Source organism: Segatella copri, from assembly GCF_019127135.1.
In the GTDB taxonomy this organism is placed as follows: Bacteria; Bacteroidota; Bacteroidia; order Bacteroidales; family Bacteroidaceae; genus Prevotella.
Genome location: NZ_JAHOEA010000012.1, coordinates 33362 through 47277, shown reverse-complemented (window position 1 = coordinate 47277; position 13916 = coordinate 33362). Strand labels below are relative to the sequence as shown.

The following is a 13916-nucleotide window of genomic DNA, read 5'->3' as shown; positions in this document are numbered from 1 at the left end:
GAACAACAAAAATAAAAAAGAATATCAAAAAAATGCTTGAAAATTTGGAAATGTACCCAAAAAGCTATACCTTTGTCTCTTGAATGTCCTATACAGCAGTAAGGGCTGGATTCAATGATTACCTATACATCAAATTATTATCAACTAATGACAGAAAGATTATTATCTATATTGTATATCTGGTGTTTCGCTACACTTACATCATGCTTTGCTCAAAAGGAAAGCATCAGTGAACTGTATGTCCAACTTGATCGGGCTATAGAGCAATCCCAGCACTATACCAAACTGAAAGAAAGTAGCATCGCTCAGTTGAAGGAATTGATTCATCAGGAGAACAATCCGAAATTGCTCATCAATACTTATCGCAAGATTTATTCTGAATATAAGTCCTACCAGAGCGATTCTGCTGTGGCTTATATTCAGAAAGCCATTGTATTGGCTCAGAAGGAAGGACTGCCGGCTGAAGTTGCTGGATTGAAAAGTCAGTTAGCTTTACAGTATTCTACAGCCGGAGCTTTTGCTGAGGCTTTGGAGGTGCTCAATCATATAGATAAAAAGACATTGGATGAATCGAACCGGAAAGATTATTTCATCGCCTATTACCATGTCTATGGTGAGTTGGGCTTTTCTAATATTCATGTAGATACTGATTTAAGTCAGAAATTCTTTAGTCGTCAGAATGCATATCGGGATACTTTGTTTGCTATCCTTCCACATCATAGCGAAGATTATCTCATGCGTAAAGAGGTGATGCTTACCAGTCAGAATAAATGGGATGAAGCATTGAAGGTGAATGATGAACGGTTGAATTTATGTAAGGAGGGGAGTCATGAATACGGCATCGTAGCCTACTATCGCTATCTGATTTACCGTTCTCTGAAAAACGAAGAAATGAAGAAATATTGGTTGCTAAAATCTGCCATTTGTGATGTGAAGTGTGCTATCAATGATCAGGCTTCGCTCTGGATGCTTGCCGATATTCTGAGTCAGGAGGGAGATGTTGAGCGTTCCTATAAATATATCAACTTCTCTTGGAATGCCAATAAGAGTTTTAGTACGCGTATTCGCAGTTGGCAGATTTCGCCAGTGCTTGGTACCATCGATCATAATTATCAGGCACAGCTCAAGAAGGCAAACCAGCGTCTTGTCTTTGCCATCATCTGTGTCAGTCTTCTGGTTCTTTCTTTAGGTGTTCTGGCTTTCTATGTCAATAAGCAGAAGAAATATGTTACCATAGCGAGAAATGAACTGAAGAAAACGAATGAACAATTGGAGGAACTGAATAAGAAACTTTCTGCTACCAACGAAATGTTGAAGACTTCGAATGATAAACTGAATGAGTCAAATGGTGTGAAGGAAGAATATATAGGCCAGTTCCTGGGAGCATGTTCTCATTATATAGACAAACTGGATAAGTTGCGTCTCCATGTCAATAAGATGGTAAAGAACCGTGAATATCAGGAACTTTATTCAATGACGAGAAGCAGTGAACTGAAGGAACACGAGTTGGGAGAACTCTATGCAAATTTCGATAAGGTCTTCCTGCATCTGTTCCCTGATTTCGTGGAAGACCTCAATAGCCTTCTGAAGCCGGAGGCACAAATCCATCTTACCGATGCAACAAAGTTACCGGCAATGGTGAGGGTATTCGCCTTGATAAGACTGGGTATTGATGACAGTACGAAGATAGCAGAATTCCTGCATTATGCAGTTAATACGATATATAATTATCGGGCAAAACTGCGTAATGGAGCTATTGGTGAAAGAAATGAATTTGAGAAAAATGTGAAAGAATTAGGAACGATAAAAGGAAAAGGTTAATATATAAAATCAAAGAGGGTGTGTCATAAATACAGACACACCCTCTTTGTTTTTTATTACAACTGATAGAACTTGGTGAAAGCCTTCACGCAATATTCGTGGTCGATAACGCTACCGGTTTCGCGGCAACTGTGCATAGCGAGGATGGCATTGCCCATATCCACACCCTTCAATGGGATGGAAGAGGCGAGGATATTGCCCAGTGTGCTGCCACCTGCCACATCGCTGTGGTTTACGAAACGCTGGCATGGTACACTGGCAGCATTGCAGATGTTGGCGAAGATGGCTGCTGATACAGCATCGCTCGCATACTTCTGGGCTGCATTGAACTTGATGACCGGACCACCGCCCAACTTAGGATGATTCGTAGGGTCGAATTTTTCGCTATAGTTAGGATGCCAGGCATGCGCATTATCGGCTGAAATCATGAAGGCACGCTCTACTGCCTGATAATAAGCCTCTTCTGTATGGCTCTGTGCCAGAGCGATGCGCTGGAGCATATATGAAAGGAATGGACTTCCGGCTCCCTGTTTGGTCTGAGACCCCGTTTCTTCATTATCGAAGATGGCGAGAACCTGGGTGGTATCATTGGCATCAGATGCAATCATCGCCTCTACACCAGCCCAGCACATAGACAGGTCATCGAGTCTGCCTGAAGAGATAAACTCATCGTGTACACCGAAGGTGCAGGCTGGAGTGGCATCAGCTAGGTAGAGATCGAAATCAAGAACATCCTCTTTCTGGATATTCAGTTCGCTGGTAATCACGTTCATCAGCAGATTGCCCTTTTCCAGTTCATCATTGATGATGCCGAGGATAGGGAGCACATCCTTCTGCTTGCTCAACTTCACGCCATCATTCACCTGACGGTTGAAGTGGATAGCGAGATTGCTGATCTGCAGCAATGGGCGCTTCACATGAAGAAGGAGCGTCTGGGGATTCATCGCATTCTCGCCCTTCACGATAACTCTACCTGCCAAAGTGAGCGGACGGTCGAACCAGGTTGACATGATAGGACCACCATAAACCTCGGTATTCAGTTTTACGATACCGCCCTCGCAAAGCATCTCAGCATTTGGCTTGATGCGGAAGGTAGGCGAGTCGCAGTGGGCGCAGATCATGTGGAAACCGGCATCTGCCAAAGGCTTCTTTCCGATTTGGAAGGCGTAGATGGAAGAGTCGTTCTTGGTAACGAAGAACTTTTCACCCGCTTCAATCTTGCCCAAAGGCTCCTGTGGGTTCATACGGCGGAACCCGTTCTTCTCCAATTCCTCGGAGATATTCTTTACTGCCAGGAAATTCACTGGCGATGCGTCTAGAAAGGATAATAATCTTTTGATCATAGTCTATATCTTTATATTAATATCTTGCAAAGATAATAGATTTTTTTCATTTTATCTCATTATTCTATTTGTTTTTCATTTTTTTGTATTATCTTTGTCCCCAAATTATATCAATGAAAGAATTATGAAACGATATAAATCCTGCACTCTCATTATATTGCTGCTGTTGGCATCGGCTCTTCAGGCATATGCGCATATTTCCAGAAATATGTTCATGCTTTCCAATCTCAATGCTGACAATGGTCTTTCCAGCCCTCGAGTTTATTCTATTGTCGAGGCAGAGGATGGTGCCATGTGGATAAGTACTAAGCGTGGAGTTGACCGATATAATGGGCAACAGGTAACCAATTATACTTTATACACAGAGATGCCGTATAGTGATGCTAGTGGTAGAAGTATTAAACTGACTAAGGATGCGCAACATCTGATTTACGCCTACGACAACAAGGGAAAGGTGTATATATATGATAGGAGGAAAGATGCATTTGTCTTGAAATGTAATCTTCAGAATATTTTAGGTGGAAGTATCGTGTTGAACGAACTGTTGGTAGACGAAAAGGGCAATTTCTGGTTAGCTATGGATAGAGGCATTTATTGCTTATCAGCAGCTACTGATGGAAAGGAGATAGTTCGGGAGACAGCTAAGGGTAGGTTTGTATTGAAAAATACCTATATTAATCATATCCAATTTATAGGTGAGAAACTCTTGATAGGAACATTTAAAGATGTTTATTGCTATTCGATGTCTGCCCGGAAGTTAGAAAAGAAGATTAGTGGCAGTTCTGTAGTATCCTCTTATCATGATATTGTGGGACATCGTATCTGGCTGGGTACTTTTCACGAAGGAGTTAAAGTGCTGGATGATCGTACTTGGAAGCTGATAAAATCTGCTGATTTCCAATCTTTGCAAAACATTCCTAAAATTCCCGTACGTTCAATCATTTTATATGATAAGCAGACTCTTCTGATGGCTGTAGATGGAGCTGGAATATATGCTTATGACAGTTCGAATAAACAAACCAAGCTCTTGCTTGATACAGATGGACGTCCGGGTAACGTGTTGAATGGTAATGGATTATATACCTTGTGCTGCGATCGTTTTGGCGATTTGTGGACAGGCTCTTACTCGGGAGGAGTAGATTTGGCAATACCGATGAAACATACTTTGGAATATATCACACATGAATATCTCAACAATCAATCACTGATAGATAATTGTGTGAACGATGTTTTCCAAAGCCGTGATGGGAAAATATGGTATGCCACAGATAAAGGAGTAAGTGTTTATGATGCGCAGACTCGTCTTTGGCATCATGGATTATATAATAAAGTGGCGCTTACGATTTGTCAGACTATAGACGGCAGAATTCTGGTTGGTACCTATGGTAATGGCGTATATCAGGTTTATGCTGATGGCACTAGTATGCCTGCTTATTCTGTGGAAACAGGAATGTTGAAGAGTGATTACGTATTCAGTCTTTTAACTGATAGCGATGGTAATGTTTGGGTGGGATGTTTGGATGGAGATATGGCTTGTTTCCCTTCAGATAAATATAATTTGAATGGAACGGGAAAGTCGGTATTCTATCTGCCAGTCAACGAAGTGCAATGCATCACGGAATCACTGGATAAGCGTTTTATTGCTGTAGGAACTTCGCATGGAGGCTATTTGATTGATAAGCGCGAACCTTTGCATCCTCGTCATTTCTTTTATCCTGAACAGTATCCCGATAAAGACATTAATTTGTTTGTCAACAGTATGGCTTTTCAGGATTCCCGTCATATCTGGATTGGAACGGATGGAGGAGGACTCTATGATTATGATTTACTGACAAAGAAGTTTAAGCGTTATACTAATCAGGACGCTTTGCCTTCTAATACTGTTTATGGACTTATAAAAGGTATTAATGGCAATTTGTGGATAAGTACGGATAAAGGTTTGGCGTTCATGAAACAGGGGAAGATAGTAAACCTCAACATCTTTAAGGGAATGGAACGTGAGTATAACCGAATGTCTGTTGCGTGTACTTCAGATGGCAGGGTGCTTTTTGGCAGCAACGATGGAGTTGTCGCTTTGGCTCCTATGTTTGCCAAAGGTTTGAATTATGCCGCTCCACTTCGTATTCATAGTGTTGAGGTTGAAGGTGTCGAACGTTCCGATTACTGGAATGAATGTCTCTTTGAAATGTTGAAGAAAGGCAAATTGAGTCTTAGCCATAATGAGAATACGCTGGTTGTTTCTTTCGAGAGTATCAATTATCAATACCAGTATGATATTCAATATCAATATTATTTGGAAGGATACGACCGTAATTGGAGTAAACCATCTTCTAATCAGTTGGCACGATTTGTAAATTTGCCTTCGGGCAGCTATGTGCTTCATGTAAAGGCTATCTGCAGAAGTAATGGTAGAGAATTGGGAGAAACAACTTTGGAAATTCATATAGCCCAACCTTGGTGGAATACCTGGTGGGCATGGATTATCTATCTCTGTATTTTTGCTGCCATCTTATATTTTGTCTGGCAGTATTACAAAGAGCGCTTACAGCGAAAGTATTATGATGAAAAAATCAATTTCTTCGTTAATACTGCCCATAACATACGTACTCCTTTGAGTCTCGTGTTGGCTCCTCTTGATAATTTGGCTAATGATTCCAACTTGAGTGAGAAAAGTCGTGGATTCTTGGATATGGCGCATCGCAACGGCAACAAACTATTGAAGATGGTTACAGAATTGCTTGACTTCCAAAAGGTAGAGCAGTCTGCCGAACAGGTTCGCCTGCAAGATATAGAATTGCCGATGCTTTTACGTGTGCAGTTGGAAAAGTTTGTATTGGCTGCTCAGGAGAAGCATATTCAACTGTGTATTGAAACGTGTCCGCAGCAACAGATTCATTCTGATGTCAAAATGATGGATCTGATATTGGAAAATCTTCTCTCGAATGCTATCAAATATACACCTCAAGGTGGAAAGGTTACGTTGTCGGCTTCTGTTGAAGGCAAGATGGCTATGATTCATGTATGTGATACAGGTATAGGTATTCCAAAGGCCGAAATTAAGAGTATCTTCAAGACCTTCTTCAGGGCTTCTAATGCGATAAATTCTCAGGAAATGGGAAGTGGATTAGGACTGATGCTTACACGAAAGCTCGTAGAGAAATTAGGAGGAAAGCTTAGTTTCGTAAGTGAGGAAGGAAAGGGTACTACTTTCTGTGTGAAGATGCCATTAGGTCATGTAACAGATTCTGCTGTCCGGCTTGTTGGAGAAAAGAAAAATGTTGCAACTGAATCTTCTTTAGCTGAAGATAAGCATGATGAGACTTGCCAGACTGTGTCTTCTGCGGTTCTGCAGGATGCTGACGTTTCAACGGATACACTTCTTTTTGTCGATGACAATGAGGATCTTCGCAAATATATCAGAATGACTTTTGGTGATTCTTATCAGGTAGTTGATGTGGAGAGTGCAGAGGCTGCCTTGAAATATTTGAAAGAGGGCGGAGTATGTGATATCGTTGTTTCTGATGTCATGATGCCGGGAATGCACGGAGATGAGTTCTGTCGCAGCATCAAGGAAAATAAGGAAACATCATGGCTGCCTGTTATCCTGCTGACTGCTAAGGCTGGTCGTGACTTTATGATAGAGGGACTCGGACTGGGTGCTGATGACTATATAGCCAAGCCATTCGATACTGCTATTCTTGCGAGTAAGGTTGCCAGTATTTTGAAGAATCGTCGCCGGTTGAGTCAGTATTATATGGACAGAAGCCTTGCTCTTGTTAGAGGAGAGGTTGCTTCTGAGTCTGCTTCTTCCGAGCAGATTGTGGGTTCTGATTCTTCCTATGAACTCTTGGAACCTACTGGAGCTTCTGAAGAGAAAAAGGATGATACTGTCTTGAATAAGCAAGGCCAGACATTCGAAAATGTGGCAGAAGCTGTTCTGAATCCGCAAGACCAGGTTTTTGTAGATAAAGCGACCCGTTTGGTGTTGGCTCATCTGAGCGACACAAACTTTAATATCGACCGACTCTGTAGAGAGATGGCGATGAGCAGAACGCTTTTCTATGGTAGGCTGAAGACTCTTACGGGTCAAAGTCCGCAGGATTTTATGCGTTTGATACGTCTGGAGCAGGCTGCAATCTTCCTGAAACAGGGGGATAGTGTGCTGGAGGTCTCTGTGAAAGCCGGTTTTGTAAATGTGAAGTACTTTAGTACTGTATTTAAAAAGCACTTTGGAGTCTCTCCAAGTAAGTATCTGTAAATTAGAGTTTTAAATTCAAAGAAAAGGTTTCTGTTTAGATAATATGTCTGAATCGAAACCTTTTTTGTTTGTTATCTAACCCTCTGAAAGTTCCTTTTCTTTATCTTTGCAGCCAGATTCTGTTACGTAAGTTAAACAGTTATTTAAAAAACGAAACAATAACAATATAAACATAAAAATGAAAAGGAACTTTTTGAAAATTAGCCTCTTTTTAATAGGCGTCTTCACATGTTTCTCATGCGAAGCAAGTACGTTGCAATCATCCAGCAGTTCAGATGGTGTAGGTGAATCCATGCCTACTGCCCAGCAATGGAATAAAGACGTTGTGGGATGGAATCTTGGCAACGAATTTGAGTGTTCTGCTCCTGGTCAGGATGGTGAGTCGATGCAGATTGGCAACCCTGATGGTTCTATCCATGCAGAGACAGCCTGGGGCAATCCCGTTGTTACCAAGAAGATGATACAAGCCGTGAAGAAGGCAGGTTTCAATGCCATCCGTATTCCAATCCGTTGGCAGTGCCACATTACCAACGCTCAGGCGATGAGCATCGACAAGGCTTGGATTGCTCGCATCAAGGAGGTGGTGGGCTGGTGCCTTGACAACGGTTTGAAGGTTATCATCAATGTGCATCATGAAAAATGGCTCGAAGGTCGTCCTACCTATCAATATAAGGAAGAAAACTGCCAGAAGCTTGCGCTCCTCTGGATGAATATCGCCTCTGAGTTTGCCAATTATGATTATCGTCTTGCTTTCGCAGGAACTAACGAAGTGCATATCAAAGATAACTGGGGCAAACCTACTGCCGAGAACCTCGAAGTGCAGAATGCTTACAATCAGATATTCGTGGATATGGTTCGTGCTACAGGCGGCAACAATGCCAAGCGCCACCTCATCTTACAGACTTACGTTTGTAACCCATGGTTTGGCATCGAGAATGGAGATTTCATCATTCCGAAGGATGCCGAAGGCAATGGCAACAACTATATGAGTGTGGAATTTCACTACTATCAGCCATGGAGCTACGCCGGCGATTGCACCTACGATTACTGGGGGGATGCTTACAAGGATGCTGGCAAGATACCTGCAGAAAACGAGAAGACGATGACGGATTTCTTCGACAAGGCGGTGAATACCTGGAGCAACAAAGGACTGGGTATCGTAATAGGAGAGTGGGGAGTAACCGATCACTATAAGTCAAACTCAGAGAAAGTGCATGAAAACATGACCTACTACTGTAAGTTCTTGACTACGGAGGCTCGCAAACGAGGCTTCTCTACTTTCGTTTGGGACAACAACCACTTCGGCAACGGCTCTGAGAAGTATGGCATCTTCGACCGTTTCAAGAGTATGAAGGTGAATGCTCCTTGGATTCTCGAAGGAATCTTTGGGAAAGAATAATGTTAAATTAAAAACTAGATATCAATTATGAGAAAGAAAACTATGTTTCTCGGCCTGCTCGGTGCAGGTTTGATGTGGATGCCTACTTCTGCCATTCTCGCTGCCCAGATGAACAATGCAGCGATGAGCGTTCAGCAGAACCAAGGCATCAAGGGTACAGTGGTGGATGCCACTGGCGAAACCTTGATTGGCGCTAGCGTGAAGGTGGCTGGTACAACCAATGGTGCCGTTACCGATATTGATGGTAACTTTACGTTGAACTGTAAGCCTGGAGCAACGCTCGAAGTGAGCTACATCGGTTACAAGACGATGACCGTGAAAGCTGCTAATGGCATGAAAATACAGATGCAGGAAGATGGTAAGGCCTTGAATGAGGTCGTTGTTACCGCCCTTGGTATCAAGCGCGACCGCAAGGCTTTGGGCTATGGCTTGGAGGAGGTTAAAGGTGAGGAACTTACCAAGGCGAAGGAAACCAACGTCATCAACTCTCTTTCAGGTAAGGTGGCTGGTCTCGTTGTGCAGAACACCGCTGGCGGTGCTTCTGGTTCTACCCGCGTGCTTCTTCGTGGTAATACAGAAATGGCAGGCAATAACCAGCCTCTTTACGTGGTGGATGGTGTGCCTTTGGATAATACCAACTTTGGCAGTGCTGGTGAAGCTGGTGGTTATGACCTCGGTGATGGTATCTCTGCCATCAATCCTGACGATATCGAGACGATGACCGTATTGAAAGGTCCTGCTGCCTCTGCCCTCTATGGTAGCCGTGCTTCCCATGGTGTTATCTTGATTACGACCAAGAAGGCGGAGAAGGATAAAATTTCCGTGGAGTACAATGGTTCTTATACTATCGATACTCAGTTGGCTAAATGGGACGACATCCAGGAGATATATGGTGCTGGCTACAATGGTGAGCTTCCTAATTCGAGCACTTCTGGTACCAATGCCAGTTGGGGACCTAAGGCCGATGACTTCATGTTCAAATATTTCGATGGCGAGGAACGTCCATTCATGATGCATCCTAACAATGCTTCTGGTTTCTTCCGTACAGGTTTCACTACCCAGAACTCTGCCATCCTCTCAGTAAATTCCGGTAAGACGGGTATGCGTTTCTCTGTTACCGATATGCGCAACAAGGATATCTTGCCAAATACCAATATGAGTCGTGACAACTTCAACCTCCGTGTGAATACCTCTGCCGGTCCTGTTGACTTCGACTTCACCGCCAACTATACTCGTGAGAAGGTAAAGAACCGTCCTGCCCTTGGTGACTCCCAGAGCAACGTGGGTAAGAACCTCATGACCTTGGTGGGTACCTACGACCAGGCTTGGTTGAAGCACTATGAGGATGCCGACGGCAACTACTCCAACTGGAATGGTAATGATCAGTATAACAAGAACCCATACTGGGATCTCTATAAGAACAGCAATACATCCGACAAGGACGTGTTCCGTTTTACGGGTAAGGCAATCTGGAACATCAACAAGCACCTCAAGTTGCAGGGTACTATTGGTACCGACATCAACAGCATGAACTTCGAGGACTTCATCGCCAAGACAACTCCAGGAACTCCTGCCGGAAAGCTTACCGACCAAATCTTCAACAACCGCACACTCAACGCCGAGATACTCGCCCTCTATAACAACTCATGGGGCGACTTCGATGTCAACGCTACCGCTGGTGGTAACATCTTCAAGGTGAACAACAAGACCACTACAAACATCGGTCTCAACCAGCAGATGAATGGCATCCAGAATATCATGAACTATCAGGAACAGAATACTCGTGAGAGCATGTACAAGAAACAGATCAGCTCTCTCTATGCCAGCGCAAGTCTCGGCTACAAGCATACTTACTATTTGGAGGGAACCCTCCGTGGCGATAAGTCGTCTACGCTCCCTACAAATAACAATACATACGTATATCCTTCTGTATCTGGTAGCTTGGTTTTCTCTGAGTTTATCAAGAACAAGAAGTTCATCAATTATGGTAAGATTCGCGCATCTTGGGCAAAGGTAGGTAGCGATACCGATCCATACCTGTTGGCACTCAACTATACCACGGGCAAGTACAGCTACTCGGGTTATACCATCGGTATGATAGCCAACTCAACACAGCCAAACAAGGATTTGAAGCCTACAATGACAGGTTCTTACGAGGTAGGTTTGGAGATGAAGTTCCTTAACGGACGCTTGGGCTTGGATGCCACCTATTACAACCAGAACTCCAAGAACCAGATTTTGAGTTTGGCTTCAACCACCACCTCTGGCTATGCTTACCGCCTCATCAATGCCGGTGAGATTCAGAACCAGGGTGTCGAGATTGCCCTCAATGCCCGTGCCTTGCAGATCAAGGACTTCGCTTGGGACTTGGGTGTCAACTTCTCGAAGAATACCAACAAGGTGAAGTCGCTCACCGATGGCATGGACTATTTTGAGCTTGCCAAGGCCACATGGTGTGGTGTATCAGTAGGTGCTCAGGTTGGCGAGAACTATGGAGCTATCCGTGGACACGACTTCCTCTACAACGACAAGGGACAGGTGGTTGTCGATGCAGCTACTGGTCTTCCAAAGATTGACCAGAAGGTCAAGACCATCGGCAATTCTACTTGGGACTGGACAGGTGGTTTCTACTCAACCTTCAGCTACAAGAACTTCCGCCTCTCTGCATCCTTCGATGTGAAGGTAGGTGCCGACATCTACTCTATGTCCATGCGTTCTGCATACCAGACAGGTAAGGCAAAGGGAACATTGGCAGGCCGTGAGGAGTGGTACACTTCCGAGGAGGCTCGCAAGGCTTCGGGGATGGATCTTGCCGCATGGCGTGAGACTGGTAACTGCAAAGGACTTGTCGTAGAGGGTGTTATCGACAATGGCGACGGTACTTATCGCAAGAACGACATCGCCGTGAACCCTGAAGATTACTGGAAGCATGTGGCAAATGGCGTGCAGAGTGCCTTCGTTTACGACAACTCTTACGTGAAGTGTCGTGAGATTACTTTCGGCTATACCTTCCCAGAGAGCATCCTGGGCAAGTATGTCAAAGGCTTGACCGTATCCTTCGTGGCTCGTAACCCATTCATTGTTTGGAAGAACATTCCTAACATCGACCCAGACTCCAGCTACAACACCTCAGGTCTCGGTTTGGAATATGGTTCCCTGCCATCTCGCAAGAGTTATGGTTTGAACGTGAACGTGAAGTTCTAGTCTCGAAAAAATGAATCAATTTCTTTAGAAGAGTTCTAATATATAATAAGGTAAGAAAATGAACAATATAATCAAGAAATATATAGGTAAGAGCAGCCTGATGATGGCTTTTGCCCTGATGGCAACCGGCACTGCGATGACTTCTTGCTCTGATGATACCTTGAGCAACATCAATACCGACAAGACCAAGGTGAGCGAGCTCGACCCTAACGCACAGTTGACAACAGCTTTGTTGCAGACTTACGGTGACTTCAGTCTGATGGATACCTACCGTAACTATATAACTGGTTTTCCACAGTATTTCGCTGGTGGTTGGAATGTAACCAATTACGCTGGTTCTAATTTCAGAGAAGATGATATGACCCGTCGAGTTTGGGACCGCTATTATGAAATCGGTATCAAGAACCTTGTGGATGCCATCCACAATTCTGCTGACAAGGCAAACTTGAATGCAGCACTTCGTATCCATCGTGTCTATATCACGGCAGTTTTGGCAGATACCTACGGTGATGTGCCTTGTTCGGAGGCAGGTCTGGGTTATATCTCAGGTATCTCCACCCCTAAGTATGATACCGTAGAGGAACTCTACAGCTGGTTCTTCGATGAACTTGACGCTTGCGAGAAGCAGCTTGGCACAGGTACCGACCACATTTCTGGTGATGTCACCAGCATGGGTGGTGATGTAGCTCAGTGGAAGAAGTATGCCAATGCACTCCGTATGCGCTATGCCATGCGCATTTCCGATGTTAATCCACAGAAGGCAAAGGAGGAGTTTGAGAAGGCTGTAGCTGCCGGTGCCATCGCCAGTGCAGCAGATGATGCTTATATCAAGTATGCTGATGCTCCATTTACCTATTATGATGGAGCCAACGATTACGATTTCCGTGCCAATGCATTGAGCGAGACTCTCTATGGTCAGGATGCCACATCGCCTACCATGGTATGCTCTACCTTGTTCTATCAGTTGCAGAATACCAACGACCCTCGTCTCTATCGCATCTGCCGTCACTACTACAATATCAAGCGTAGTCAGGTGAAGCCAGATAAGGAGCAGAACATCGACTTGACCGATGATTTCCTGGCTTACTTCCAGAGCAAGAACCTCGGTGAGGAGCCTTGCAACCCTGGTGCAGCCTGGTACACAGACTGGATGAATCCAGCTACGTTGGATGACCTTCCTACCTTGAAGAAGTATGCAGAGATAGACAAGAACACTTATGCCAACTCTGATTATATAGCCCGAGCTAGTCGTCCTTGCCTGAACATCGACTTCGAGATGCCTTCTTGTCCTGGCGATTTGATGAGCTATGCTGAGGTGGAGTTCCTCAAGGCTGAGGCTGCCACCAAGGGTTGGAATGTAGGTGGTGGTGATGCTGAGAGTCACTACGAGGCTGGTGTTCGTGCCAGCATGGAGTTGCTCAACAACTATTATCTCACGTCCAACAAGATTTCTGAGGATGAAATCAATGAGTTCATTGCCAACAACAAGTTGGGTGACAATCCTAAGGAGACCATCAACACCCAGGCTTGGATTCTCCACATGATGAACCCTTCTGAGGGTTGGGCTAACATGCGCCGCTCTGACTATCCTGCCATCTTGAATCGTGATCTCTTGACCAAGAATGGTTTCACTTATACGGATTCTAACTGGTCAATGCCTGTCCGCTTGCAGTATCCTGAGTTGGAAGCTCAGTACAACAATGCCAACTACAAGGCTGCCATCGACCGCATGGGTGGTACAGACGATTGGCACAAGCGCCTCTGGTGGGACAAGGCTGATGTAAACCTTCAGCCAGACTTCAATCCTCCATTCGGAAAGGGATATAGCAAGTAGTGTTTAATGTTAAGTGTTAAATGTTAAGTCTTATAGGACAATAGAATAGAATAATTA

The 13916-nt window shown here is 44.2% G+C and carries 6 protein-coding genes; 5 read left to right on the top strand and 1 reads right to left on the bottom strand.

Annotated elements, in window-relative coordinates:
- The first annotated feature begins 147 nt into the window (after positions 1-147).
- Positions 148-1821: a DUF6377 domain-containing protein gene (locus KSW37_RS05110; RefSeq protein ID WP_217313511.1), complete on the top strand. Its 1674-nt coding sequence runs from the start codon at positions 148-150 to the stop codon at positions 1819-1821.
- 56 nt (positions 1822-1877) lie between these two features.
- Here the strand turns inward: KSW37_RS05110 and KSW37_RS05105 are convergent, their stop codons facing one another.
- Positions 1878-3164 (bottom strand): M18 family aminopeptidase, encoded by a 1287-nt coding sequence (locus tag KSW37_RS05105; protein ID WP_217313512.1) that lies wholly within the window; start codon positions 3162-3164, stop codon positions 1878-1880.
- A gap of 124 nt (positions 3165-3288) precedes the next feature.
- Here KSW37_RS05105 and KSW37_RS05100 point away from each other — a divergent pair, with 124 nt between their 5' ends.
- The 4 genes from KSW37_RS05100 to KSW37_RS05085 all read left to right on the top strand — a co-directional run bounded on the left by KSW37_RS05100 (position 3289) and on the right by KSW37_RS05085 (position 13859).
- Entirely contained in the window at positions 3289-7422 is a 4134-nt protein-coding gene (locus KSW37_RS05100; RefSeq protein ID WP_217313513.1) for a hybrid sensor histidine kinase/response regulator transcription factor, read from the top strand.
- A gap of 178 nt (positions 7423-7600) precedes the next feature.
- Positions 7601-8821 (top strand): glycoside hydrolase family 5 protein, encoded by a 1221-nt coding sequence (locus KSW37_RS05095; protein ID WP_217313514.1) that lies wholly within the window; start codon positions 7601-7603, stop codon positions 8819-8821.
- A gap of 27 nt (positions 8822-8848) precedes the next feature.
- Entirely contained in the window at positions 8849-12025 is a 3177-nt protein-coding gene (locus KSW37_RS05090; RefSeq protein ID WP_217313515.1) for a SusC/RagA family TonB-linked outer membrane protein, read from the top strand.
- Between the two features lie 58 nt (positions 12026-12083).
- Positions 12084-13859, top strand: a complete 1776-nt coding sequence (locus tag KSW37_RS05085) for a SusD/RagB family nutrient-binding outer membrane lipoprotein (RefSeq protein ID WP_217313516.1) — start codon at positions 12084-12086, stop codon at positions 13857-13859.
- Positions 13860-13916: the final 57 nt, after the last annotated feature.

Excerpts from the sequence above, each read along its gene's own strand:
- KSW37_RS05110 (WP_217313511.1), top strand. The coding sequence starts at position 148 with ATGACAGAAAGATTATTATCTATATTGTATATCTGGTGTTTCGCTACA.
- KSW37_RS05105 (WP_217313512.1), bottom strand. The coding sequence starts at position 3,164 with ATGATCAAAAGATTATTATCCTTTCTAGACGCATCGCCAGTGAATTTC.
- KSW37_RS05100 (WP_217313513.1), top strand. The coding sequence starts at position 3,289 with ATGAAACGATATAAATCCTGCACTCTCATTATATTGCTGCTGTTGGCA.
- KSW37_RS05095 (WP_217313514.1), top strand. The coding sequence starts at position 7,601 with ATGAAAAGGAACTTTTTGAAAATTAGCCTCTTTTTAATAGGCGTCTTC.
- KSW37_RS05090 (WP_217313515.1), top strand. The coding sequence starts at position 8,849 with ATGAGAAAGAAAACTATGTTTCTCGGCCTGCTCGGTGCAGGTTTGATG.
- KSW37_RS05085 (WP_217313516.1), top strand. The coding sequence starts at position 12,084 with ATGAACAATATAATCAAGAAATATATAGGTAAGAGCAGCCTGATGATG.